Source organism: Rhizobium sullae (genome assembly GCF_025200715.1).
Taxonomy (GTDB): Bacteria; Pseudomonadota; Alphaproteobacteria; order Rhizobiales; family Rhizobiaceae; genus Rhizobium; species Rhizobium sullae.
Genome location: NZ_CP104143.1, coordinates 2,753,816 through 2,776,507, shown reverse-complemented (window position 1 = coordinate 2,776,507; position 22,692 = coordinate 2,753,816). Strand labels below are relative to the sequence as shown.

Here is a 22,692-nt window from a genome sequence, read left to right as displayed (position 1 = left end):
CTCAGAAAATGCCGGCGCCGAAGTCGCCGATGATGAGACGAGCAGCAGGCCCGCCGGTTGCCGATATCCGGAGCCGCACCAGCGTGCCCGTTTGTGCCGTGGCCTCATATTTCTTCTCGGTCCACAGAGGGAAGGCCAACGCATCTGTGTCGACGAGCGGTAGGTTTGCGAATGCGCCGGCGTCTTTTGCGTAAGCCATGGTGATCGTCGCACCACCCGGTAAGAACGTCTTCAGGTACGCCGTGACGCGAACGGCCTCGCCGAGCGTGAAGCCCCGCGTGATATAGGTGAGCGTGGTGGCGATCCTTCCCGCGACCAGCTCGACCGGTGCATAGAGGATCGGCGAGAGCTTTTGGGTGCCGCTCAGCACGGCGCGAAGCTCGACCGTCTCGGTGATGAACTCGGTAAGCTGCAGCACCTGGAACGGCAGCAGCTTATAGACCGTGCCGTTTGGCCGCTCGACCTCAAAGATGACGCTGCAGCCGGCTGTCGGAAGCTCGACGGCCGCGCGCACCTGAAGATCGGAGCAGTTCACCAGATTAAAGCTGCCCAGGTTGACTGTCTTCGTCCTCACCGGATATTTCGCCGCCACGATGCGGAAGGCGAGAGCCTCGTCCTGGTGCGCCGACCAGGTCTCGGCATTCACCGAGGAGAAGCGCGGGCCGGTCACATAGGGATGCGCCGTCACCCGCTTCTGCTGGTCAATGTCGAAGCCGCCGAGCTTGGCGATCGAGATTGAGTGATTGGCATCATCGGTCTTGACGACGAAGGCATGCTTGACGTCGGCCGACGTCGTGAGCGGCAGATTATAGCGCGCCGACTTCCAGCCGATCGCAGCGCCCATCATCGAAACGACGGCCTCGGCCGTGACGTCGTTGGTGGGATAGCCGGTGTCGATTGAGACCTGGTCGACCAGCAGATGATTGGCGGTGTTGCCAATCTGGCAGAGGTGGAAGTCGACGCCGACGATCTGACGAAGCTCGGGCACGGCGAACATCTGCGCCTGCGGATCGACGCTGCGGTTGTCGCTGCCGGACTCCGCGTTGTTCCGCCGCCGGATGCTGCGCGTAAGCTGCGGGCGCGTCCAGTTGTTCACCGTCGTGACGCGGCGCATTACGTCGATCTCGATCGTGCCCTGACCGGTGAAGAGCGCGATCGCGCCTGTCCCGCCCTTGCCGATCGCTTCGACAACCTTACTCCCGGCGGTGACGTTCGCCGGGATATTGAAGGTACTGGCGACCTTGCCGTTCGCATCGGCCGTCTGGACGCCGGCAGGCTTCACGCTGATGTCGTCGAAGGTCAGCGTGTCGAGGATCTCGCCGGCGCCGAAGCCGGAAATCTCGAACGCGATCGCGATCGGCCGAAGGAACTCGATTTGCTCGACGCGCTCGTCGACAAGCTCGGTCACGGACGTCGACGTCTGCAGCGGACCGCCATCTGTGCGGACGCCGCGGTTGAATTCTTGCGTTTGAGCTGAGAGCCAATCCTCCCGGCTTTCAGTCCAGAAATCGGCAGCAGGCGTCAGCTTCAGGGCGCCTGGTAGCGGCGTGAAGTTGCCGTAGGGGTTAATCTTCTCGCAGAAGGTCTTTAGCTCCTGCGCAACGATCACCTCCTCGACCAGGTCGAGCGTCACCGGTCCGTCGAGATCAGCCTGGTAGAATGTCGGCGTGATCGCGAGCTGCAGCATGCCGTTGCTGATCGCGCCGGTCTGTGCCGTGCCGGCATCGCGATAGGTATCGTCGATGAACGGATCGACGAACATGCCTTTCTTGGCGACCGGCTCGCGGCTGTCGATGCCGCTCTTCAGTCGCTCCAATTGGACGAGGCGAACCAGGTCGAGGAGCTGGCGGTTATAGCGGGCCTGCTCGGCAGCGGAGACGAAGCGGACGCCGTCATTCACGCCATCGGCGGAGATCAACGGCAAATTGATCCAGTCATAATAGATCTGGCAAAGCTTCAAAGCATCCTGCGGCGCACCTGGCGGCAGCGGGTTATAGCGCGCCGGCAGTCCCTTGATGTAGAGCGGCGAGCCGTCCTGCTGCAGGCAGAGGCGATCGATGCGCGGCAGCTTCTGCGTATAGGCAACGATGATCTCGCCGCCTGCAACGCCGCCGGCAACCGTGATGCTGGTGACAGTCGACGCCGTCGCGGCGACAAGCGCACGATAGCGGTATGTGACGTCATAGGTCGAACCTGCCGCAGGTTCGGCGCCCGCCGGCGCCCAATCGATGTTGTTGCCAACAAGATTATAGTTTGCCGGCGACGCAAATGTCGTCGCGCCCTGTTTCACCAACGAGACGGAAACAACGCTATCGTCCGGCAGCGCATCCGCCCCATGGGCGATCGCGCCGCGCGTGAGCGTGACGGTTTTTTCCTTCGTCAGCAGAATCGAGTTGATGACGCCGATCGGCGCGAAGGAGACGTCGAACGTGAAGCTCGCGCCGCCCGGATAAATATGCGTCTCGCCTGGGATCGCCAGTTCTTCCCAGGCCTCCGGCTCATTGTGACGCAGAGCTGCAAGCCGGGTGCGCTTGAAGCCATTGATGTTCGCCTCGCCTTGCTCGATCGAGAAAGCCTGGACGCCGGCATTTGCGCCAAGCGCCGTCACGCGGCAACCGGAGACGATATAATTGCCGTTCGGCCGATCGTAGGCCGCTAGCGCCTGCATTGCCGGTTCAAGGATCGATGGGCCGGTCTGATCGAGGATCGTGCCGTCTTGCAGGGTGTAAACCGAATAGAAGGGGCCAGCGCCGTCGTCATCGATGTGCGCCCAGGCGATGGTTGCGATCTCGCGGGCGGCGCCCGGCTCGCCCTCGGCGTCAGAACCGGGAACGAGGCCGAGGAGCGAAGGATCATCTTCGTGCGTCAGCCAGGTCTTCGTCAGTCGGACGCCGATTTCGGTCCGCCCAACCATCGGGATCCCTGCGAGAACAGCGGCTCCAACCGGGAAGACATCGCCGGCGACGTAGATCCTGCCATCCGTCAGACTGACAGTCCCGGCCTCGCCGTCGACGATCGCCTCGGCGCGCTCGATGCGGTTGCCGTCATTGGCGACCAGCCGGCCGAGACGGTCATGCCGCCCGCGAATGATGCGCTGCAGATCGTTGAACTCGGCGTTCTGGACATAGGGACGCTCGCCATAGAAGACCACGCTCTGCTGCTCTGGTTTGCCGGTCGCGCGGTCGTAAGCGAAAGGCAGGCCGCTTTCGTGTTCGTAGGCCATCAAAACCTCATGAGGAATTTAAGCTGCTCGCGAACCGTCGCGCGCAGCGGCAGGGAAACAGGGGTGAATGCGACCGCATGACCGCCGGTCAATTCGCCGGGCTGGAGCCAAAGGCGGCCTGCGGGAACGCCGGCGTCAGGTGCTGCGCCGATCGTCAGCTCGACGCTCTCGGCGGTGATATCGGCGGCATCGCCGAAATCCGTCATCGCCTCGATGTAGACGCGCGTGGCACCCGTCATCGGCTGATAGGACATACCCGCGAAGCCGTAGCAGCCGTTAAACTGCTGGACGCTCGGCCACACCGCACGGCAGCGGCGATGGCCGATGATCTCGCCGTCGCCCCTGCGTAACGTGGCGTAGAGCGCCCGTCCTTCGAACCAGGCCGCCATCAAGGCGCGGCGCTGCGTTGCGGCATTGGCGGCCCAGGAAAAGGTCGCGGTTACCCACGGATATTGCATCATCGACCACTGGAGACCTTCGTCCTCAGGGATTGCGATCCAGTTGCCGATTGCTATTCCCTCGGCCTCGGTCAGGACGTGCTCGATCTCGGTCGTACGGCCGAAAGACCAGAGCGTGCCTTGCTGGGTGACGGCAATACCGCTCGACCAGTCGAACATGCTGCGGTCCGCTCGCGACCGATCTGCCTCGAGTGCGCGGACATCATATTGATAGACACCGCGCCGGAGCTGCGATCGCTTCGGCAGCGACAACAACACGACACCTTCGATGCGCTCAAGATCGGGACGATCAGCGACCGGCAGGATGGAGAAATGGAGCTGTGTCGAATTCCAGTAGGTGCGGCCTGCCCAGGCATCTTCCATCTGTGCGGCATAGTCGAGCCAACCAAGGGCTTTCTCCACCGCCGCCGGCGTCCCTCGCACGCGCTGCCATTTGATGCCTTCGCGGCCAACGATCAGCGTGTAGAGGTTCGGGACATAAGGCGTCAGCTCGCCGAGGCCGTATTCGTAGACGAGGTACGGAAGGAAGGATGGTGGCGGCGAAACCAGCTTCGCCGTTCGGACCACAGCTACCGCGTCGCCAAAGGCATCCCAGCGGCGCGCAAGCGCGCCTTCCATCGCCTTTTCGAACAGGCCGGAGCTGTTGGGCAGCAGGGTTCCCGTCATCAGTAGTCCCGCCCGGCCAGAGCGAGCGTCACAGTGCCGATGGAGATGGCCCGCGACGGCTGGACGACGGTGTCACCGACCGAGACGGCCTCGATCCGGTGGACGCCCTCGATCATCAGCTTCGACACCCACCACGTCTGCACGAGGTCGCGGCCGAGGGTCTGAGCCGTCGCCCATGCCGATCGCAGGCTGGCTTCCGCCCGCGCCAGCGTCTCGATATCGGCGTCCGGAAGCAGCCAGACATTCGCCGAAAGATTGACCACTGTCCGCACTGCCGAGGCGACGACGATCGTATCGTTGACCATGCGCACCGTCTTTGCCTGGACGGCGGCCTGGACGGCTGCGAGAAGCGCCGGTGTTGCGACGCCATCGTGAGCGGTCGAGAAAATCGCAATGTGGATGATCGGGCTGCGGCCGACCGTATAGACGATCGCGTCCTTCACCTCGGTCGAGACCGACATAGCCACGGATTTATAGCGCGGCTCGGTTCCACCAGTGGACCGCCCCTGGATGGCGAGAACCACACGGGCACAGAGGCGGTCGTCCAGTTCGCCGGGAAGACGGATCACATCATAGAAGGCGGCGAGGTGGTCGAGGTCGGAACCGCGCGCAAAGGCGAGAAGGTTCGCCTTGATTGCATCGTTGATACGAGCCCGCATCACCGTATCGCGGTAGCTTTCGGCTTCGGCGATGATGACCGCGAGATCGGTTTCCAGCATTTCGACATCGTAGGCCGGAAGGTTCAGCTCCGGATGTGCAGCTCTGACCGCCTGCCACGTCTGAACAAAGCGGGCCTTGTAGGCGGCGGCGATAGCCGAATAGTCCAGCTCCTCGATGATCGCCGGCGGAGGAAGTGTCGAAAGATCGATCGTCATGCGGCAGCTCCCTTCCAGGCAAGCGGGGTGGCCGGCAGGGTCAGAGCGGCAGCGATATCGAAGTTGCCGAAACGGCCTTCCGGAAAGTAGAGACCGGCATGCCTGAGCCCGAGCGCGCCGCCTTGCGTCATCGAGACGAGCTGCAGCTGCGTCAGCACGTATTCCGGCTCCCATTTGGCCGCCGAAACGACCAGCTCGTTGTAGATCAAGAGCGCGATCGACGGCGTCAGGTCTTCCGAAAGCAAGCTTCGAAGGTCGGAACCGAAGGCGAGCAGCATGACGCGCTCGTTGATCCGGGTGCCCCAGATTTTGCCGAGCGACTGCGCCAGGTGCGCGGCGCCGTGCAACCGCTCACCCGTCTGCGCATTGAAACCGTTCCTGTAGCGGACTGCCCCGGCCATGCCTTCGAATACCCCTCAAATCCGCTTTAAGCGGTCTTTGTAATGCCCTGCGGGCGGATGTGACCGGAGAGCAGCTCGTTGCGTGCCTGGTCCTCGGTCAACTCGATCTCCTTGCGGTCGCCAACGCGCTGGCCCGCGATGAATGGCGGCGCGGCCTCGGTGATGTCATAGGTGACGCGTTCGGCCGTGGCGGTGACGGGGGCAGTGGTTGCGGTGGCGGATGTCTTAGGCGCCTTGGCCATGGATACTCCTCAGTTGGATGGAACGTCTGTGTTGGCACCGCCTCTTTCGACGCCGCCGTGAACGTGGGTGCTGCCGACATTGCTGCCGTTGTGGCGAAGCAGATCGCCCTCGATCTCCACCGGGCCTTCGACCTTGACCGGTCCCTTCAGGAGAATGCCGTCGGCGCCGATTTCCAGGCGTCCCGCGCCGCGCTCGAAGACGGCCGTGTCGGACGAGGCCGAGGGCGCCTGGTGATCCTTGTCGTAGGTGGCGGGCACGGCGATCGACAGGTCGCCGACCGTGCCCGATCGGCTGACAAGGTCCATCTGCTCGCCGATCGCCGGCTCGGAGTGGATGCGAAGACCACCGGCGGCTGCTTCCTGCCAGCGCACCCAAGGCGATAGGATGTTCTCGCCGGAGCTGCTCGTGCCGATCTTCAGTCGCAGGAGGCGCTTTTCTGGATCGACCTCCGCGACCTTGCCGGAAAGACGGCCGGTTGCGATGCGGCGCTCGGCCCGATCGAGCTGGATGCGCAGGCGGCGGAATTCGGTGGCGACGGCATCACGCATCGTCGACCTCCATACCGGGGATCCACGGCGCCATATCGGCGATGTCCTGCTGTGCCGGCCAGTTGATCGCGCCGTTTTCCAGATCGACGGTACCGGCCGGCTGCGGAAAGATGCCGGCGCCAATATCGACGATGAGCTGTGTCCAGCTCACCGTGTAGTAGACGGTGCCCTGGCTTTCGTTCCTTACTGTGAAGAGCGGCTTCAGCTCCGGTGCCGGGCTTTCCGAGGTGATCGGCACCACGCCGGTGCGGCCCCAGGTCGAGGTGCGGAAGTCGGCGAGGATCTTCAGTACCTGGCCGCCGATAGCCATGGCGACTGCTTCCTTCTCGACGCGGCGGTTCGCGATGGGTTTGGCCTCCGCGACGATATAGACTGTCCATTCGACGGCGACGGAATAGGAACCGTCAGCCAGCATGGCCGGGCGGACGCGGCTCCAGCCGACGCCGATGCCGGGCGCATTGACGATCGTCTTTTGAACCAGCTCGGCGATATCGACCTTGCCGGGATGGCGAACGACATTGACGCCCGGCAGAAGGACTTTCAGCGTTTCGACGATCGCGTCGTGAGTGTCTGCTAGAGGGTTCGATGCCAGGAGCTGGGCGAGCGAGGTCGGCTGGATCATTGCAGGAACCCGAATGCGTCGGTGATGACGTCCATAATCTCATCGGCGTTGCTGGAGGAAATGCCGACGAACGGACGCGCCGGGATCTCGACCTTCTTCGCCTTCACGGTCTGGCCACCGATCGAAAAGACGAGCAGCTCGCCGTTCGTCGGAACGATCGTCATGCCTTCCTGGTGGACGTGGGCATATTCCCAGGAGGCACCCCACTCGGCTTCGTCGGCAGACGCCGTCCAGGCGATCGAGCCTAGCAGATGCTCGCCGGTTTTCGTGAGGATCGACGTGCCTTCGATGTTGGGAGCCCAGGGCGTGCCGTCCGGCGCGGTCTTTTCGTCCGTCAGGCGCCGGCGCGTCTGGCTCTCGCCGAGTGCTCCGATCGCGCTCATCAGTTCGCTGCCGTCGAAATCGAAGAGCGGCCGAAGCTTCTTCAAGATGCCGTCGAGATCGGTTGCGTCGACGGTGATCGAGATCCCGCTCATATCCGGCCGAGCCTCGCCCTGGTGAAGACGCGCTCTGGCGCTTCGAGAATGACTTCGTTCTGGCCGACATCACTGCCGTCCTCGACCGGGCCGGCACCGCTGTTGGTGGTGGTGAGCGCGCCCTTGCCGGAAGCGATTGCTTCAAGGCGCTTGATCGCCTGGTCGTAGCGTTCCTTGATGTTATCGGTCGAGCGGCTGAAGGAGAGAGCGATCCGGTAGAAGGCGATGTCGATGCAATAGACCTTGACGACGGCAAGCGAGTTTTCGTCGAGCGCGGCAAGGTCGGCTGCCGAATAGCGGGCGGCGAGGATGGCGCGGATTTCGGTCGAGGCATCGTCCAGCCCGTGACCGATGCGCACGTCGTCGCGAAGGCCCGTCTCTTCGTTCGCCGCAACAAGGAGCAACTCGCTCGGAAAGCGGGCTTCGATATCGGCGATGGTGGCAAATGCGGGCATCGGTGTCTCCAGGTGCGGTGCGGGGCGGCCAGATCGCCGCCCCGCCGGTTGCTTTTCGCTGGGGTTATTGGCTGTCGCTGTGGTTGGCATCCGGCTCGGGTTCTTCGTCGACGCGCATGTCGACCTTCAGGAGCGGATCGGCACGCCAGGCTTCGATCAACTTCTCTCCGGCTTCGCCGAGCTGCTCTTCGGTGAAGGTCGTCTCGGCTTTGTCGAAGCCGTAGCCGGCGCGGCGGCGCGGACCGCCCGGAGCGGTGACGACGATCTTCGGGACGCGTCTCGTCTTTTCGGTGGAACTCGTAGGTGCCTTAGCCATGTTCGTCTCCTTGGCGGTTCTCGGAAAAGCAGCGGTAATGCTGCTTGTCGAAGAACCGCCGGCGACTGGGAGGAGTGCCGCCGGCGTTTGTCCTGCGCGGCCGCGTGGGCCGCGCCTGGTTACTGGAGGAGAGGCGCTTCGATGATCTGGACGAGGTTCGCCATCGTGTTCGAGGTGCCATCGATTTGCGCCGCAAGGATCAACTCGCGTGCAGCGAAGACGTTCGTCGTTGGAACGATCAGGTGGGTGGGCTTGATGCCGAGCTTTCTGCCTTCGTCATCGGTGAAGCTCGCGAGCCGTGTGTAGGCGTCCTGCAGGCTCTGCTTGTCGAGGGTTTCTTTCGAACCAAAGGCCATCTGCCAGAAGCCAAAGCCAGCGGCGACGCGAGCATCGGTGCCGTAGATATATTCGTCGCGCATGAAGACATGATCGGATGTCTTGCTGTCTTCTTTGGCGATGAAATTGTAGTCGCGACGCTTCTGAAAGATGAACGGCTTAAGCGGGCGCGAAAGATCGGCAAGGATCCAAGGCGTGCCGCTTCCACCCTGCATGTTGGACGCCGACTGAACGCTTCCAGGTTTGCCGACAGGGTGATCGGTATCAAAGAAATTCTGGCCGTCGTAGCAGGCGGTTGCGTAGGCACTGTTGATCAGCTCGAAGGTGATTTCGTCTGGATGTTGCGCAGCAGAGTTGCCGAGCATCTCAAACCGGCTGCCGTAGAGGCCGAGCTTGTCGTCTTCGATGTCGTCCTTGAGAACGGTAACCGTAGCTTCAAACTTGCGGTTCCTGATCGAATAGCCCTTGCTTTCGAGCGATTTCAGATGGCGATCGCCAATCCATTCGCGCAGCTTCGGAATATCGCCGAGCCAGCCGTAAACCTCTTCCGACGAGTTCGACGGAACGATCGTGGCGACGCTTGCGTACATCGCGGTTACGCCGGCAAAGCCCTTCTGGAACGATGTCTTGAAACCGCGTTGCGCGGCCGCAAGAAGGTCTGGAGTAATGACACGCGTCATATTGGTAGCCCCTCAGGTGGTTGGAAACGTCAGCCGACTTTGACGAAGACGCCGTCGCTCTCGACGTTGATGATTTTGCCCGCCACGGAGCGGGTATTGGTTCCGCTGGTCTTCGCCACCGTCTGATCGTCGACCAGATAGCAGTCCTTGCCGACGTCGCCGGCGACGATCGCGTCCGCTGCGAGATTGAAGAACTTGAAGGTGCCGCGACGGGTGTTCACCTTCTTTGCGGCGTCTGCGCCGGAATTAACGGCAGTCTCTTCGGCAATGCCGAGCACTGTCAGGCCTACGGCCGTCTTGCCCGGCATTGCGAGGCTATTCTCTGTGACGACGATGGCGCCCTGGAGAATGGTGGTGGCGCCCTTCATCGGGGCGCTCGTGAATTTGCCCTCGATTTCGACGATCGAGCGGGCCTGCGACATTGCCGTCATTGACGTCTCCGGCGGTTGGTTGGTGGATTAGGCGGCGGCCGGAAGGCCGTTGGCCTTGCGGAATTCCTCTTCGGTGACGCCGAGCTGCTTCATGATGTCCCGGTCCTCGGCCGATAGCGTGTAAACGGTTGCGTCCGGCGGCGTCTTCTTGTCCAGGCCGGAAGCCTGCAGGCCGGCGCCGAGCGTTTCGATCAGCTTCGTCACCTGCGCCAGGCCGTCGTCGGTGGCGCAGAGGGCCTCGTAGCTTTCACGCTGGGCCGGCGAAATCTTCTTGGCCGTCAGTGCACCTTCGAGCAGCGTATCGACCTTCTCCTTGCGCTGCGCCGCCTTCAGCATGTTCAGCTCGGTCGTCGTGGCCGAAAGCGTGGCGAGCGTTTGCTCGTGAACCTTCGGGTCGACGCGCTTGCCGAGATCGCCGATCGCTGAAAGACAGGCCGCCTCGCTGGCTTCCGGCGTGAGATTGAGGGCTCGGGCGATTGCCTTCAGCATGGTGGTTTCCTTCTTGACGTTGAGATCGGCCGACGCGACGGCCGGCATGGAAATTCCAGGTGCCGCGACCAGGGCGGCCGAATGCAGCCAGACGGCCTTGCCAGTTTCGTCTGTCTTGAGAGACGGTGAGATGTAGCGGTGGGAGCGAGCGGTGAGCACGTCGAGGCCCGGCTGCAGCCAGTTGACGCGGCCATAAAGACCCTCCGGCCGCGCCTGCAGCTCCTCGATCCAGGCAACTGCCGGCGCAGCCTCGCCAAACATCGCCTTCTTGACGGTGGCGTGGTCGAGATCGAGGGGAACGGCAACCTTGTCGGCATTGAAGCGCTCGACGAGTAGCTCCGGCTCGACAATGAAGGAGCGACCGTCGCGGCTGGTGAAGGCGCCACGCGGCGTGAGCTTGATCCACTCCGGACCAGTCTTGGCATCAGCCGCCTTCGCGTCGGCCGCGAAAACGTCGATCGCCGTGACGGAGGTCATGGCGAGAGCTTCGGCCTCGACGGTTGCCGAGGCGGCGGCCAAACAAGAAATCGGGGGGGTGGTTGCGGTGCAAGTGATCATGAGGCAATACTTGCCAGATCAGGTAGCGGCCTTGGGGCTGACAGCTGTCAGCCGGTTATTTGCCGCCTCAAGCGGCCGCGAACCGCTTTCGTCTCCTAGCATAACGTGCGTGCGTCAAAATCAAAGGCCTTTCAAAGCCCGTGGGCGCGTTTTTCGGGTCAGTTACGGGTATCCGGCCGGCCGACGCCTCTTGTGCGCGCCTGTGGCGATTTCTAAGTTTGGTTGCAGGCGAGAGCGCTGCCGGGTTGGCTGGTTTCACTGCATCGCGCACCGAGAGGGGAAAATGACGGAACAGGAAGGTGAATTGCGAAGACCGGAACCGCGATCCTCTGCCGAGATTTTCGCGGACCTAGTTGCACTTGCACGGGAGGATGGTGCCCTCCACGAAATCTCGGCAATTATCTATCGAGATTGGGTTGTCAGAATTGACGTGCAGGACGGCCGTGTCGTTGACGACCCAGATCATCGATGGTCAACTTCAAAGCTCAATAAGAACGAGCTGATGCTCCTGCTCGGTCTTGTCGTCCAATCACCGGATGAACGGACTCATGCGGTGTACAATGTCGATGATACATTTGCGCCGCGTGCGGATGAGCTGCTGCGTGAGTTTCATGACCGCATTCTGCTAGACTGTGCCCCGGCTTTCGACCCGGGCTCTGAGACATTCATTGAACGTCCAGACGCAATTGGTCTGACGGCGCGCGAGGCAATCTACTACGGGGCGGAAAGTCTATATCTTCATCAGTTCCCAGGTCTGAGTAGGCAGCGCTATAAGGAGGACGCGATATGGCTCCTGCAAAATGCAGGGCTATCGGTTCGTCCGATGATTGACATCGCAAAATTCATCGTGGACCGCGTCAACTCCAATATGACTGCAGTTGGCCACCTACGCGAAGAAGGGCGTGAGTTCACGAAAGGGGAACTCACTAGCAGTCTGCTGATTTCGAAGGCCGAGGTGCGCAAGAAATTTGGTGCAAAGGCTGATGCGTTCTTCGCGAAGTTCGCGACACCCGTCACGGGCGCAAATGCCGGATTTACCGACCCCTTTGCAATAAACGCAGTCGCAATTGCGCCGATCATTGAATTTGGCGAGAACCTTTACGTGCCAAACCAGTATCGTCTCTTTGAGACGATTTATGAAAGCCCATTTTATTGGATGATGGCGGACAAGGCGTATTGCAACACGACCTCGAAGCATCGCGGAGATTTCTTGGAGCATACCGCAGCACACATGTTCGGGCGGGTCTTTGGAAAGGAAAATGTCTTCGAGAACGTCACGATTCGAGATGGGTCGAAGGATATTGCCGGAGAAGTCGATGTGCTGGTTGTCTATGGCGAATTCGTTCTCGTTGTCCAGGCGAAATCCAAACGGGTAACCCTGAAGGCACGGGCCGGCGACACGGATGCGCTGAGGGTAGACTTTGAGGGGGCCATCCAAGCCCCGTATCAGCAGGCACTCGGATGCCTGGAGCTTATTCGCAAGGGTGCAAAATGTATTGCCAAGGACGGTAAGGTACTTGAGTTTCCGACACTGCCGCGTCTTTTTCCGATTGTGATCTTGAGCGATCCATTTCCGGCGTCCACGTTCCTTTCGGGACAGCTGCTTGAACGCGACAAGGACATCGCGCCCGTAATTTGGGATCTCGGCGTACTGGATTGCGTCACGCGCATTCTGCCCACTCCCATCGAGATGCTCTTTTATCTCAAATCCCGGTCAGAGGTTTTTGACAGAGTACATTCAGATAGTGAGTATAACTTCCTCGGCTACCATCTTAGCGCCAAGCTCGCTTTGCCGGATGAAGCCGACTTCATGATGCTGGAGCGGGACTTCGCAACGGCGATCGATGATTACATGATGGCGTCCGACGTTGGAATCAAAGCGCAACGGCCGCTCGGTGTGTTAGAGCGTCTTAAAATCCCAATTATTTCTGAGCTTCTCGATGAGCTTAAGACGGCGGATCCGAGGATAGCGGCAGTGGTAATCGATCTCTACGATTTCTCGAGCGCGGCGCTGGAAGAAATATCCGCAACAATTCTCAAACTTCGAAAAGAGATCACCGCCACCGGCAAGGCGATAAAGGCGTTCTCGATTCCGACAGCGAACGGTGGTCTCACTTATGCGGTGACCGCAAAATGCGATGCGAATGCCGCGCGCGCCGCAGATGCGATCGGCGCTAAGCACAAATACGATACCAGGAGCGATCGCTGGTATGTGATTCTTGATAGCGTAGAGACTGACATCGCCATCGACGGTCTACTGCCATTGGTTTGGCCATGGAAGTATGACGAAGATGAAGCAAAGAACTCCGAAACCGTCGCCAAGATTTTCAACTCCTCTCATCTGGCTGTAAGGGTCGGTGATGCTGCGAGGAAGCAGCCGAACAAGGAACAGCCGGTTGCTGAAAGTGCGGAGTAGAAAAGGGCGAGCTGCGTGTCTGGATGTGTGCTGGGGACCGGTTGCAGCGAACGCTGAGTATTTCTCAATTCATTGAAAAAGGCGCCGATTGCGATCAGAAGGAAGGTGGATTATTGTATGTTAGCGCGGCAGTGAAGCCCGGTGGCCTCGATGCCCAATGGAGGGAGCCCGGACAGGCCGGGAAGCGGTCCCTCCCTGCCGCGCCTCACTCCCCAAATGGCCAATCTTTTCCAAGCCGATCGAACTCGGCCTTCAACTCTTTGCGGTTCTTCTGGTGCAGAGAGTTGACGCGTAGATAGCCGTTCTCGGAGACACTGACGAAGGCGCGCCAGAAGACTTTCCCGATCATCCGGTAAAGCGTGCGGCCACGGTCACTGCCCTTCCGATCGGGCATAACAAGAGCCTGATCGAGGATCTCGGGCAGGAATGAAAAATCCTCGATGGACATTTTATGACGCTCGATACGATCGGCGATCGCCGCGCCGGTGATCGACACGACGGGCGATTTGGCGCCGAGATCTTCGGCAAGCTGATCAGAGACGCCGGCGGGAAGCCAAACCTTCGGCTCAAGGCGCGGTGCAAGCTGCAGATAAGGGTCCTTCCAAAGGTCAGTCAGGATCTCGGTGGCACTGGCGGCCGGCGTCGTGGCGAGGCGCTCTTCAAGGTTCTGGATCAGCGTAGTCGCTCGCGATAGGCCGGCATTGGTTTGCCAGCCCGGATCGATGCCAGGCGGCACCATCGTCAGCTCGCCGGTCCGGCGATTCCGATGCTGAACATCGGGGCCGAGATCGGGCGGCGAGCTGCGATAGATGATCCCGCCGTCTTTCGGCGCGCGGCCGAGGAGCCTTTCCGCCTCCCGTGCCGATATCTGCCGCACTTGGCATTTGCAGCCCCAGCCATTCGGCGGCCAGTGCGTCCGCCAGAACGGATCATCGACCGGAAGAATAATTCCGACCCACGCAAGGTGCTCCGGCCGGGGATCGCCAGAGGTGGTCCGGACATACAGAATATATGGCAGTACCTTCTTGGTACGCTGCGCCCTTTCCCATTGCCCGGCCGCACGCGCCGAGTTGATGTTTGACCAGAAGGTCGTCTTCAAACGCCGCGAGCTGGAGAAGTCCGCCATCCGGTCCGGCTGCTCGCCGGTCGGATCACCGACCATGCGGGGTCCCCACCAGCCGAGCTTTCGAAGTTCGACCTGGACATCTTCCTTCCAGCGCTCGAAGCCTTTGCCACTCCGGATCGCGTCGCCGATTGTCTGGTGAAAGACGGAAAGCACCTCCGCTTCCGTGGCCTTGGCAACGGTGAAGGCATAGGCGTGTTCCTCGCCCCAGACGTCGAGCCAGGAGAAGGCCGGCTTCAGCGTCTTACCCTCGAAATAGCCGGTGACTTCTTTCGGCGCCGTAAAGCCTCTGCGGATTTCGGCCATGCATCAATCCGCGATGTCGCCGATGCCGCGCGCGATCGCGGTCAGCCGCGAAAGCCGCTCCGCCATCTTCGATGCGTCCGGTCCAGCGGCTTCGATCAGTTTCAAAGCCTCTTCGAAGCTGCCTGCAGAGGCCAAGATATCGACGATCGGCTGCACGATCGGCCGAGCCATCGTCTCCCAATCGTCCGCAGCCGAGGCGAACAGGGCATCAACCTGGTCGAGCGCATCAGGCTGACCGGCCTCGGCGGCAAGCAATGCGGTGCAGGCGCCGCAACGGCAGGCGCGCTTGTGATCGAGGACGATCGCTGAAAGCGCGGCCGTTTTCGATTTGCGATCATCGTTGGCCGGAGCGGTTTTTGGACCGGCCTTTTTCGTCTCCGCTGGCGCCTCGTTGGTTGCGATCAGCAGCTCGTCACCGTCAACCGGATCCGACAGGCCGATTTTCTCGCGGATCTCGGCCTGCTTCACGCGAAGGCCGAACGGCATCATCTTGGCGACGGCGTCCGTGAGTGCCACGACATCTTCAGGATCCGGGACGAGCAGCTGAACTGTCGGGTAATGCTCCTGCGGTCCGAAGTTCAAGTCGACGAAGGGGCGGATAAGGTCGCGGTTAGCCGTCCGCGCAAGCTGCTTTCCATCGGCCCTCAGGATATCAAGACGTACCTCGTTGTGGATCTTCGCCTGGCCGAGCGAAGAGCCATCGTCGGACGTCATCGTCTGGCCAACGACAAGCTTCGAGATCTGCTTGTCGACATATTCGAGCAGACCACCGAAGACGGCGGCGCCATTGTTGCCGCTGACCTCGTGGAATTCGATGTCCATGCCCTGCGGGATGATCGCGGCGGCGTCATTGGCGATCGAGGCAACCGCCTTCAACAGCGTGCGCTTGTCGCCCGCGCTGGCATTGGCATTGTACTTGCCGACGCGCAGTGGCATGCCATAGACTTCGGAGAAGGCCGCCCAATCCTGCAAGGTGAATTGCTGGATTAGGTAAGCCCAGGCCGCCGGCCGTGCCATGCCTCGGCGAAGCGGCAGCCCCATCTTGGTGCGCGGCATATGCCGGAGGAACTTCGCTTGCGGCAGTTCCTCGCCATCAATAGAGCCGTCGACCGCGAGACGCAGTTCGCGAAGTGCCAGACGATCGAGTTGGAAGAAGCGCGGATCGCGCTCAATATAGGTGACCGGACGCAGAGCCTTGCGCTCATATTCCCACATCATTTCGACGACGGCGTAACCCTTCGAGATGCCATCCGTCAGATTGCCAAGCGCTTCATCAAAACCATCGTCCTGGATCAGCTCCGTAACAGCATCGACGATCCTTGCCGCAGCGCCATTCGCCTCGACCGTCACCTCGATGCCTTCCAGCGCCAGGCGACGGGTCTGCAGCTGCGAGGCGTAGTGCAGATAGCGCTCTTCCATCTCCTCAGCGAGGGTGAGGTAGTTTCGAGCATTGCCCTCGGCCGCCTCGCGCAAGATGGCGCCGAGTCTCTCCGGCGTCAGACCGGATGCCACCCGCTCTTCATGCGTGCGGCGTACGCCGGCGACGGTCGGCGTGGCGACCTCCTCGGAAAGCGTTTGAATGGCGATCGGCCGGCCGTCCGGACCGAGGATGGACGAAGTGCGCGAACTTACCAATGCCGCCTCCCATATTCGCTTTCTGCGTCGTCATCGTCGCCTTTCCCGGCGAGGCTTGCGACAGACTGATAATCGTATTCCGTCCATTGTTGGCGGCTGGCGTAATGGGCGAGCGCGAGCGAGATGGCGAAGTCGCCGTGACGCTTTTTGGCACCTTCGCCGGTACGGACGTCCGGCACTTTTGGGATGCCGGCGACAACCTTCACGGCACGAAGGTCAGTCACGTGCTCATCGTCTTTCGTGATGGCGATCGCGTCATCTTCGAAGGCTGCCTTCAGCGGCGGCATTTGGAAGCGATACCAGTCCTGCGAGAATTTGATCGCCTCGATGAGGCCGCCGGGATAATCCGGTGTGCGGATGCCGAAGATGCGGCCCATGTCTTCGGCGACGGTCCAGCCCATGCCAGTCGCGTCGAAGGCCGCGCCGACCAGACGCGGCGCGTTCTCCAGGATCATTCGGGTGAGCAGCTTCTGCTCGTCACCCGGCACGTTGCGCATCTCCAGCGTCAACGCTTCCTCGCGCTTCAGAAGCCGGTCGATCGACAGCAGGGTGCCAACCGACAAGTCGGCGACACGGGCAAAGTCGAAACCAAAGGCATGGCGACGAGCGCGATCGAGCTGCTTGAGGGCACTTCCGAGATCGCTGATTGCCGAGGCCATATGAATGGCTCGTTCAAGTCGGGACAGATGCAAGTAGTCGCGCGGCAATTCCAGACGGATGATCGGAGACTGCGCTGACATGCGGGCTTCGATCAGCGGCGCGGCAAGCCATGCGCCGCTGCCGGCCGTCGGAATGCAGAACAATTCTTCGTCGGCGCCGTCACCGTAGAAGTCGATGATCTCCTGTCGCCAGCCCGCTTCGCCTTCGGGCGTCCACTCGATCCCATTGACCAGGCAGATGCGCTCGTAAAGGCCTTCCTTAAGCGCCTGGTCAAAGTCGATGCGTAGATGGCTGTATTTCGAGCGGCCGGAAAGGATCGCCTGGATCTGTTTGTTAAACTCGTTTTCGGTGCCGTCATGCGTCGAGCAGACGACGACCTGGCCGCCCCACATCAGGAAGGCGAGTGCCGCCTTCAGCAGCTCCGGCAAGCTGTCAACGAAGGCCGCCTCGTCGATCATGACAACGCCCTGCTTGCCGCGAAGCGTGCGTGGTGCCGAGGAAAGTGCCAGGATTTCGAAGCCGGACGCGAAGCGGATGCGGAACGCCTGGATTGAGCGGGCGCCATCCTTGTCGCTGTCGTCGAATAGGAACTCGCCGACCTCGATCGCAGCGTCGGAATAGGCGCGCGCCCACATGGCGCAGGCGTCGATGAATTCGCGGGTCATCTCCTGCGAATAGGAGATGTACATCACGTCCATGCCGCCGGCGCTCTTGGCGCGGCCGGCGCGCAGGGCGGCATAAGCCGCAAAGCCAAATGTCAGGCCGATACGGCGGGACTTTTCGATGAAGAGCACGCGGCAAGCTGTGCTTTCCAGCAGCGCGATCGCGCGCCCCTGATAAGGGAGAAGTGCCTTCGGAAGGCCGACCTCTTTGACGAGGCCCGGCAGAACCTCGGTGGCGGTTCGCCGGGCCTCGGCCCATTGCTCTTTTGTGATGGGCGCCGTCATTCTGCCTTCACCCCGAGGATTTTCGACAGGATTTCTTCGGCGGCATCAGCCGACAGCCCCTTACTCTTCTGCACCTGTGCCACGGCCTGCTTCGCATTCTCGGCGAACTCGGTTTCAATCTTCTGCCGGCGGGCCGTCGAAATGCCCTGCGCCTGCGCGGCCGAGCGCAGCGCATTGGCAAGCGACATGGCACCTTTCGGATCGATACCGGCCTCGCCTTTGGAGGTCAGCAATTCGAAGACGAGGGTCTTGATCGCCTCGGCGGCGATCAGCGTCAGGTTGTCGGACGCCTCTATGTCCCAGCTCTTCGCCAGGGTGGCGGCGATCTCGCGGGTTTGCTGCATGCGCAACGTGACGGTTGCGAGCTTGATGCTGTAGCGGTTGAAGGCCGAGAAGCTCGGAATACGGAAGTCCAGTTCGCCGCGATACTCCTTCTGCAGCGCCTCCATCCTGGCATGGAATTCCTGATAGATGTCCGTCTGCGTCCGGTCGCGGTCCTGCAACGCCTCGGCCGCCCAGGCGACGATTTCGCCGCACTCTTCAGGCAGTAGCTCGATACCGGAAAGGCGGCTCCGCATATCAGGCTCCAATCGACGGGCGCTTCACGCCTTCGAGCTGAGTGCGGCGCTCGACGTGATCGGCACCCAGACGGGTGATCGCGGCCACCATGACCGGCCCGATGTCGGTGTTTTTCACGGCGCCGAGATCTGCGAGGAAACGGAGCTGCTGCCGGATCCAGTCGCGAGAGCGATGATGGCCGTAAGTGTCGAGGACGTCGGCGAGCAGGCTGTCATTCAGCCGCCCATCGGACTGGTCGTTGAGCGCGCGGAGGATAACCAGCCGAGCATCGAGAGTGAGAAATTCGTTGAAGTCGCTCATGCTACCGCACCCTTCATCAGAAAGTCCTGCACCTGCAGGACAGTCCGAGACATTCCCTTCTGGTTTTCCTCCATCCGGCCGAGTTGACCGGAGAGCTGCTCGATCTTGATCTGAAGCTCCATGACCGCTTTCGCGTCCGGCAGGTGCTTCATGTCGCTCTCAAGCGATTGCGTTCGCTTCTCCAGCGCCTGCAGCACGGAGAGGATCGCGCTCTTCTCGTCCTTGTCCTGCTTCTTGAATTCGCTCAGATCGCTGGCGGTCTTCTTCGAGCCGGACGAGATGATGTGCCAGGCCGATGTCGCGACAGAGATCAGGAGGGCGAAGAAGCCGAACCAAGATTTCAGGGTTTCGAGTTCCATCAGCGGCTCCTTCGCATGCGCTGCTCGAAACGCTGCTGGCAATCAAAACAACGGACGGTCGAGGGCATCGCCCGCCGGCGTTCAGGTGAAATCTCGGCGGGGCAATCCTCGCAATCGACCGATCCGGCCTGCTTGAGCGAGCGGGAGGCCGCAGCGATCTGTGCCTCGCGCTCTTCCTCGGCGCGGATCTCCGCAAGGTCGAAGAGAGCGTTTCCGTTCATGGCTTGCCCGCCGCATCGACGGCGGCGACACATGCGGCCCGGCGCCATTCACCGGTATTGCGCGCGGTGCGGTCAGCGGACCAATTGTCCAGGACCTCCTGCTGCGGCATGTCGCGGTCAGGCTTCGGCGCAAGCGCGGGCGTCGGCTTGCGCGCTTCGGGCGGCAGCGCGACGGCCACGGTTTTGGTAATGACCACCGGCGGCGCAGGATCAGTCTGGGAGCAGCCGGACCCGCTCAGCGCTGAGACCAATATCGTCGCCATGTGGCAGAGCCGCATTTCGTTTCCTCACTTCTTCAAGCTGCTGGGAGGCGGCGTTGACGCGATCGGCCGCGTCCGCCTGGATCTGAATGACCGCCTTGGCCTGGTCGGCGATCTTCTGGTTTGCTTCGGCGTTGGCCTTCTCGATCTTGGCCGTCCAGGTGGCATCCGACAGCTGCTTCGCGGCGCTCGCCGCGTCCTCTGTTATGGCGCCGATTTCACGGACGGTCAGGTAGCCGACGCCTGCAGCTGCGAGCAGCAGTGCGCCGGCGGCAAGCGCGATCGCGAGGGGTTTGGAAAGCAGCTCCATCAGCGCTCCTCGCTTTCGGCCGCCGTCCCCGTTGACATCGCGGATTGATAGTCCATCGCGCCGGTGTAGCGGTGGATGCCGATTAGGGCGGCGATCATCACGCAGAGGCTGGGAACGAAGACCGGCGCCAGAGCGACGGCCTCCTGGGAGCCCTGGATGGCGGCAATGACGATGGTGAGGAGGATCGCCCAGGACAGCACGAAGCTGATCCAGTTCCAGCGCCTGGTCATGCGATAGCTCGGCTTGAAGCCGTTCCGGACGCTAGGCTTCATTACGCGAAACCCCGCCCGCATTGGCGCGCAAACGCCCGCCGATCGGCGCCGGTGCTGTCTTCGGCCATCGGATGCCCACGCAGCGCTCTTTCTCGATCATGGAGAGCTTGACGGTGTTCGATTGGTTGGCGCCGAGGACGCAGTAGAAATCGCCGTCCTCTCCGGCATAGTGACCAACATGCCCTCCACCCGGCCGTTTGAAAACGAGAATGGCGCCAAGGACAGGCGTCGCTAGCGGAATGCCAAACTTGTTCCATTCGAGCGCGCCAAGGGGATTAGCGGGCAGCTTCTCTTCCGGCAGCGTCATGGAGATGCAGTGAGCGAGGAAGAGACCGCACCACGGCGTGTCATCGTTGCGATAAAAGTCTGCTACCCAGCCGCCGAGACGCCGCGCCCAACCGATGATGGTTGGGTTCGAAGCCGAGCCGGGAATTTCCTTGACGCCCATGAGGCGGCGAGCTTCGCGCATCCATACTGGTTCTTCAGGAGTTCTCGGAGCAGGAAGGACATGGAAGGCACGGCCCTGCGGATCGAGGCGCAGTGCGTTGACGGTTGCTTCATCGGCCATGCCGCTTGGGGTCAGCCCGTCGGCTTTCTGAAACCTCTTGAGCGCTGCGATCGTTGCACGACCATGAACATTGTCGACAACGCCGTCATACGCACCGTGAGCACGGAGGCGAGTGTTAAGCCATAGGTCGAATTGCATATGCGAGCGCCCCAAACAGAAGCGGCGGTGTGGCCGCTGATGACGCTCGGACTATGCAATGGGAGGGGTACTTAGGCGGGCTGACACCTGTCAGCCTGCAGGATCAAGGGCTAGAAAAGCTCGCCTTGGTCACTATCAGATGCCTTCATGCGAAATATCGTGCGCTCATGCAAGCCCGATATTTGCGCCGCGTCGCGGGCGCTCTTGCCGGCGCTGAGAGCGTCGGCGGCACGACGGCGGGCCGCTTTCAGGACCGAGGCCGGGCCGAGTGGGATAACTTCCCGCTGTACGCCTTTTAGTTTGCCGTCCGCGTCGAGGATCGCAAGCCCTCTGCAAATGCGATCGGCCAGCTCGATGCCGAGCAGCTCCGTCAGCCAATGATCGGGCTCGGCACGCGGCGGGATCGATACGCGGATACCGCCGTGGCTTTGCGCGATCAACAGGGCGGTTTCCGCGTCGGCGATGTCCGCGATATCAGCAAGGATGCCGGGAAGCGAGCTACTCACTGCTTGCTCCCGCGACCGGCGCGAATACGTTTGCCCAGCGCGTTCATAACCGGGATCCAGTCGTGATCCGTCATGTCCTGCGGAAAAATGCCGGTGATCGATTGGACCGTGGTCACGAAGGCGGAGAACGGACGGCGAAGCTCTTCGCCGCCGAGCTTCTCCCATTGGGCGAGGGCGATCTTAAAGCCCTCCCTTGCCTGCCAGCTAGAACCAATTTCGACGTTGCTCCAGTTCACGCCGGCTTCGCGAGCAATCCACCCTTTGAGGGCTTCGATTGCTCGCCGCGCGTCATCTTGGTAGCTCAGGAACCGCGTATGGTCGATGTTGGTTTGCCGCTTGACGAAGGCGAGCAGGGCATCGTCGTCGCGGTTGCGAACGATCCCGAGATTCCAAGCCGCAATCCAGAGTGCCTGCAGCTTGGGCGCATATTTGCCGCTCAATTTCTGGCGGCCGTTGGATCGTCTTGCGACGACGCTTTGGGAGAAACCTTCATTGCGGAAGACCGTCAAGACCTTCTGCCGCTCGCTCTCGCTCATCTCCTTGGCAGACTGCTTGCCAGTAATGAGTGAGAGCTTGGCGCGGTATGTTTCGTCGTCCAGACCGAGTTGTTTCTTGGCGACGTGAATAGCGGCGATCGATGATGTCACGATCGGCACCTCATGCCTTAGCGAGATCGATGGTGATCGCCTGCATGCGATCGGTAGGCTTTTCGCGCTTGTAGAAGCGGACGTATTCCTTAGAGCCGGTGATGCGCATGGCTTCGCGGATCGCGCGCATCGCATCCTGCCAACGAGGATCGTCGATATCGAGCCGCAACAGCATGAAGATTTCCGAGCGGTTCACCTGACCTTCTTTCTCGGTGTTGAAGGCCTTGGTGATGACGGCACGAATCTCCGGTCGGCTATCTGCCGACCATTCCATCAAGCATTCGTCGAGTAGCTTCTTGGCGATCTGCAGCTGCGGTCCGAAGTCGATGAAATCCGACACCTGCACCTGGACCTTCATCAGGCCGTCGACGGTCTGATATGTGCGGTTGCCTTTGGCGCCGCCGATCTTCGCGTTGTATTCCTGGGCAATCAATGCATCGAACTCGCCGAGATCGGTCATCGTGTGACCGCGAAACCGTCCGATCTGTGCCGAAAGGTCTTCGGCGTAGGCGATGATCTTGCGGACCATTTCATCTTCGAGCTTGTCGGCAGGCTTAACCTGTTCGAGCGGCACGAAGCCGCCCTTGGCGTCAGTCATATAGTCCTTGCCGTTGATGACCGTCACGCCTACGGCCAGGCGCTCTTCAAGAATTACAGCATTCATTTCA

At 61.4% G+C, this 22,692-nt stretch carries 28 protein-coding genes; 1 reads left to right on the top strand and 27 read right to left on the bottom strand.

Annotated features, from left to right (window positions below):
• Nucleotide 1: 1 nt before the first annotated feature.
• The 13 genes from N2599_RS14100 to N2599_RS14040 all read right to left on the bottom strand — a co-directional run bounded on the left by N2599_RS14100 (nt 2) and on the right by N2599_RS14040 (nt 10,738).
• On the bottom strand, nt 2-3,223 hold the full coding sequence (locus N2599_RS14100; RefSeq protein WP_037140886.1) for a DUF4815 domain-containing protein: 3,222 nt from the start codon (nt 3,221-3,223) through the stop codon (nt 2-4).
• A complete protein-coding gene (locus tag N2599_RS14095) occupies nt 3,223-4,347 on the bottom strand; it encodes a phage tail protein (protein WP_027508154.1) in 1,125 nt (374 codons plus the stop codon). The genes N2599_RS14100 and N2599_RS14095 overlap by 1 nt, the downstream gene beginning before the upstream one ends.
• On the bottom strand, nt 4,347-5,222 hold the full coding sequence (locus tag N2599_RS14090; protein ID WP_027508155.1) for a baseplate J/gp47 family protein: 876 nt from the start codon (nt 5,220-5,222) through the stop codon (nt 4,347-4,349). Before N2599_RS14090 ends, N2599_RS14095 begins: the two co-directional genes overlap by 1 nt.
• Nucleotides 5,219-5,623 (bottom strand): GPW/gp25 family protein, encoded by a 405-nt coding sequence (locus tag N2599_RS14085; RefSeq protein ID WP_027508156.1) that lies wholly within the window; start codon nt 5,621-5,623, stop codon nt 5,219-5,221. The genes N2599_RS14090 and N2599_RS14085 overlap by 4 nt, the downstream gene beginning before the upstream one ends.
• 26 nt (nt 5,624-5,649) lie before the next feature.
• Entirely contained in the window at nt 5,650-5,865 is a 216-nt protein-coding gene (locus N2599_RS14080; RefSeq protein WP_027508157.1) for a hypothetical protein, read from the bottom strand.
• Nucleotides 5,866-5,874: 9 nt separating this feature from the next.
• Nucleotides 5,875-6,414, bottom strand: coding sequence for a phage baseplate assembly protein V (locus N2599_RS14075; RefSeq protein WP_027508158.1), 540 nt, complete (start codon nt 6,412-6,414; stop codon nt 5,875-5,877).
• Nucleotides 6,407-7,036 (bottom strand): hypothetical protein, encoded by a 630-nt coding sequence (locus N2599_RS14070; RefSeq protein WP_051336442.1) that lies wholly within the window; start codon nt 7,034-7,036, stop codon nt 6,407-6,409. The genes N2599_RS14075 and N2599_RS14070 overlap by 8 nt, the downstream gene beginning before the upstream one ends.
• Nucleotides 7,033-7,512 (bottom strand): phage virion morphogenesis protein, encoded by a 480-nt coding sequence (locus N2599_RS14065; RefSeq protein ID WP_027508159.1) that lies wholly within the window; start codon nt 7,510-7,512, stop codon nt 7,033-7,035. Before N2599_RS14065 ends, N2599_RS14070 begins: the two co-directional genes overlap by 4 nt.
• Nucleotides 7,509-7,967: a gp436 family protein gene (locus N2599_RS14060; protein WP_027508160.1), complete on the bottom strand. Its 459-nt coding sequence runs from the start codon at nt 7,965-7,967 to the stop codon at nt 7,509-7,511. Before N2599_RS14060 ends, N2599_RS14065 begins: the two co-directional genes overlap by 4 nt.
• Nucleotides 7,968-8,031: 64 nt before the next feature.
• Nucleotides 8,032-8,283: a hypothetical protein gene (locus N2599_RS14055; RefSeq protein WP_027508161.1), complete on the bottom strand. Its 252-nt coding sequence runs from the start codon at nt 8,281-8,283 to the stop codon at nt 8,032-8,034.
• Between the two features lie 119 nt (nt 8,284-8,402).
• Entirely contained in the window at nt 8,403-9,299 is an 897-nt protein-coding gene (locus N2599_RS14050) for a Mu-like prophage major head subunit gpT family protein (protein WP_037140889.1), read from the bottom strand.
• A 29-nt stretch (nt 9,300-9,328) separates the two neighbouring features.
• Nucleotides 9,329-9,730, bottom strand: a complete 402-nt coding sequence (locus tag N2599_RS14045) for a hypothetical protein (RefSeq protein ID WP_027508163.1) — start codon at nt 9,728-9,730, stop codon at nt 9,329-9,331.
• Nucleotides 9,731-9,757: 27 nt separating this feature from the next.
• Nucleotides 9,758-10,738, bottom strand: coding sequence for a phage protease (locus N2599_RS14040; RefSeq protein WP_051336443.1), 981 nt, complete (start codon nt 10,736-10,738; stop codon nt 9,758-9,760).
• Nucleotides 10,739-11,060: 322 nt separating this feature from the next.
• Between N2599_RS14040 and N2599_RS14035 the strand changes: the two genes are divergently transcribed.
• On the top strand, nt 11,061-13,193 hold the full coding sequence (locus N2599_RS14035; protein ID WP_027508164.1) for a hypothetical protein: 2,133 nt from the start codon (nt 11,061-11,063) through the stop codon (nt 13,191-13,193).
• 205 nt (nt 13,194-13,398) lie between these two features.
• Here the strand turns inward: N2599_RS14035 and N2599_RS14030 are convergent, their stop codons facing one another.
• The 14 genes from N2599_RS14030 to N2599_RS13965 form a co-directional block, all read right to left on the bottom strand.
• Nucleotides 13,399-14,622 (bottom strand): phage head morphogenesis protein, encoded by a 1,224-nt coding sequence (locus tag N2599_RS14030; RefSeq protein ID WP_027508165.1) that lies wholly within the window; start codon nt 14,620-14,622, stop codon nt 13,399-13,401.
• A gap of 3 nt (nt 14,623-14,625) precedes the next feature.
• Complete coding sequence (locus N2599_RS14025; protein WP_051336444.1) at nt 14,626-16,257, bottom strand: DUF935 domain-containing protein; 1,632 nt, start codon at nt 16,255-16,257, stop codon at nt 14,626-14,628.
• On the bottom strand, nt 16,251-17,864 hold the full coding sequence (locus N2599_RS14020; RefSeq protein WP_027508167.1) for a hypothetical protein: 1,614 nt from the start codon (nt 17,862-17,864) through the stop codon (nt 16,251-16,253). The genes N2599_RS14025 and N2599_RS14020 overlap by 7 nt, the downstream gene beginning before the upstream one ends.
• Entirely contained in the window at nt 17,861-18,442 is a 582-nt protein-coding gene (locus N2599_RS14015; RefSeq protein ID WP_027508168.1) for a DUF3486 family protein, read from the bottom strand. The genes N2599_RS14020 and N2599_RS14015 overlap by 4 nt, the downstream gene beginning before the upstream one ends.
• 1 nt (nt 18,443) lies before the next feature.
• Nucleotides 18,444-18,743 carry a VpaChn25_0724 family phage protein gene (locus tag N2599_RS14010; protein ID WP_027508169.1) on the bottom strand — a complete coding sequence of 100 codons (300 nt, stop codon included), beginning with the start codon at nt 18,741-18,743 and terminating at the stop codon, nt 18,444-18,446.
• Nucleotides 18,740-19,102 (bottom strand): DUF2730 family protein, encoded by a 363-nt coding sequence (locus N2599_RS14005; RefSeq protein ID WP_027508170.1) that lies wholly within the window; start codon nt 19,100-19,102, stop codon nt 18,740-18,742. Before N2599_RS14005 ends, N2599_RS14010 begins: the two co-directional genes overlap by 4 nt.
• On the bottom strand, nt 19,102-19,323 hold the full coding sequence (locus N2599_RS14000) for a TraR/DksA C4-type zinc finger protein (protein WP_027508171.1): 222 nt from the start codon (nt 19,321-19,323) through the stop codon (nt 19,102-19,104). Before N2599_RS14000 ends, N2599_RS14005 begins: the two co-directional genes overlap by 1 nt.
• Nucleotides 19,320-19,520 (bottom strand): hypothetical protein, encoded by a 201-nt coding sequence (locus tag N2599_RS13995; RefSeq protein WP_027508172.1) that lies wholly within the window; start codon nt 19,518-19,520, stop codon nt 19,320-19,322. Before N2599_RS13995 ends, N2599_RS14000 begins: the two co-directional genes overlap by 4 nt.
• 13 nt (nt 19,521-19,533) lie before the next feature.
• Entirely contained in the window at nt 19,534-19,893 is a 360-nt protein-coding gene (locus N2599_RS13990) for a hypothetical protein (protein WP_027508173.1), read from the bottom strand.
• Nucleotides 19,893-20,165, bottom strand: coding sequence for a hypothetical protein (locus N2599_RS13985; RefSeq protein ID WP_027508174.1), 273 nt, complete (start codon nt 20,163-20,165; stop codon nt 19,893-19,895). The genes N2599_RS13990 and N2599_RS13985 overlap by 1 nt, the downstream gene beginning before the upstream one ends.
• On the bottom strand, nt 20,155-20,871 hold the full coding sequence (locus N2599_RS13980) for an NlpC/P60 family protein (RefSeq protein WP_027508175.1): 717 nt from the start codon (nt 20,869-20,871) through the stop codon (nt 20,155-20,157). Before N2599_RS13980 ends, N2599_RS13985 begins: the two co-directional genes overlap by 11 nt.
• 110 nt (nt 20,872-20,981) lie before the next feature.
• Nucleotides 20,982-21,377: a hypothetical protein gene (locus tag N2599_RS13975; RefSeq protein WP_037140895.1), complete on the bottom strand. Its 396-nt coding sequence runs from the start codon at nt 21,375-21,377 to the stop codon at nt 20,982-20,984.
• Complete coding sequence (locus N2599_RS13970; protein WP_027508176.1) at nt 21,374-22,024, bottom strand: gp16 family protein; 651 nt, start codon at nt 22,022-22,024, stop codon at nt 21,374-21,376. Before N2599_RS13970 ends, N2599_RS13975 begins: the two co-directional genes overlap by 4 nt.
• Before the next feature lie 10 nt (nt 22,025-22,034).
• Nucleotides 22,035-22,688: a DUF3164 family protein gene (locus tag N2599_RS13965; protein WP_027508177.1), complete on the bottom strand. Its 654-nt coding sequence runs from the start codon at nt 22,686-22,688 to the stop codon at nt 22,035-22,037.
• Nucleotides 22,689-22,692: the final 4 nt, after the last annotated feature.

Excerpts from the sequence above, each read along its gene's own strand:
- N2599_RS14100 (WP_037140886.1), bottom strand. The coding sequence starts at position 3,223 with ATGGCCTACGAACACGAAAGCGGCCTGCCTTTCGCTTACGACCGCGCG.
- N2599_RS14095 (WP_027508154.1), bottom strand. The coding sequence starts at position 4,347 with ATGACGGGAACCCTGCTGCCCAACAGCTCCGGCCTGTTCGAAAAGGCG.
- N2599_RS14090 (WP_027508155.1), bottom strand. The coding sequence starts at position 5,222 with ATGACGATCGATCTTTCGACACTTCCTCCGCCGGCGATCATCGAGGAG.
- N2599_RS14085 (WP_027508156.1), bottom strand. The coding sequence starts at position 5,623 with ATGGCCGGGGCAGTCCGCTACAGGAACGGTTTCAATGCGCAGACGGGT.
- N2599_RS14080 (WP_027508157.1), bottom strand. The coding sequence starts at position 5,865 with ATGGCCAAGGCGCCTAAGACATCCGCCACCGCAACCACTGCCCCCGTC.
- N2599_RS14075 (WP_027508158.1), bottom strand. The coding sequence starts at position 6,414 with ATGCGTGATGCCGTCGCCACCGAATTCCGCCGCCTGCGCATCCAGCTC.
- N2599_RS14070 (WP_051336442.1), bottom strand. The coding sequence starts at position 7,036 with ATGATCCAGCCGACCTCGCTCGCCCAGCTCCTGGCATCGAACCCTCTA.
- N2599_RS14065 (WP_027508159.1), bottom strand. The coding sequence starts at position 7,512 with ATGAGCGGGATCTCGATCACCGTCGACGCAACCGATCTCGACGGCATC.
- N2599_RS14060 (WP_027508160.1), bottom strand. The coding sequence starts at position 7,967 with ATGCCCGCATTTGCCACCATCGCCGATATCGAAGCCCGCTTTCCGAGC.
- N2599_RS14055 (WP_027508161.1), bottom strand. The coding sequence starts at position 8,283 with ATGGCTAAGGCACCTACGAGTTCCACCGAAAAGACGAGACGCGTCCCG.
- N2599_RS14050 (WP_037140889.1), bottom strand. The coding sequence starts at position 9,299 with ATGACGCGTGTCATTACTCCAGACCTTCTTGCGGCCGCGCAACGCGGT.
- N2599_RS14045 (WP_027508163.1), bottom strand. The coding sequence starts at position 9,730 with ATGACGGCAATGTCGCAGGCCCGCTCGATCGTCGAAATCGAGGGCAAA.
- N2599_RS14035 (WP_027508164.1), top strand. The coding sequence starts at position 11,061 with ATGACGGAACAGGAAGGTGAATTGCGAAGACCGGAACCGCGATCCTCT.
- N2599_RS14030 (WP_027508165.1), bottom strand. The coding sequence starts at position 14,622 with ATGGCCGAAATCCGCAGAGGCTTTACGGCGCCGAAAGAAGTCACCGGC.
- N2599_RS14020 (WP_027508167.1), bottom strand. The coding sequence starts at position 17,864 with ATGACGGCGCCCATCACAAAAGAGCAATGGGCCGAGGCCCGGCGAACC.
- N2599_RS14015 (WP_027508168.1), bottom strand. The coding sequence starts at position 18,442 with ATGCGGAGCCGCCTTTCCGGTATCGAGCTACTGCCTGAAGAGTGCGGC.
- N2599_RS14010 (WP_027508169.1), bottom strand. The coding sequence starts at position 18,743 with ATGAGCGACTTCAACGAATTTCTCACTCTCGATGCTCGGCTGGTTATC.
- N2599_RS14005 (WP_027508170.1), bottom strand. The coding sequence starts at position 19,102 with ATGGAACTCGAAACCCTGAAATCTTGGTTCGGCTTCTTCGCCCTCCTG.
- N2599_RS14000 (WP_027508171.1), bottom strand. The coding sequence starts at position 19,323 with ATGAACGGAAACGCTCTCTTCGACCTTGCGGAGATCCGCGCCGAGGAA.
- N2599_RS13990 (WP_027508173.1), bottom strand. The coding sequence starts at position 19,893 with ATGGAGCTGCTTTCCAAACCCCTCGCGATCGCGCTTGCCGCCGGCGCA.
- N2599_RS13985 (WP_027508174.1), bottom strand. The coding sequence starts at position 20,165 with ATGAAGCCTAGCGTCCGGAACGGCTTCAAGCCGAGCTATCGCATGACC.
- N2599_RS13980 (WP_027508175.1), bottom strand. The coding sequence starts at position 20,871 with ATGCAATTCGACCTATGGCTTAACACTCGCCTCCGTGCTCACGGTGCG.
- N2599_RS13965 (WP_027508177.1), bottom strand. The coding sequence starts at position 22,688 with ATGAATGCTGTAATTCTTGAAGAGCGCCTGGCCGTAGGCGTGACGGTC.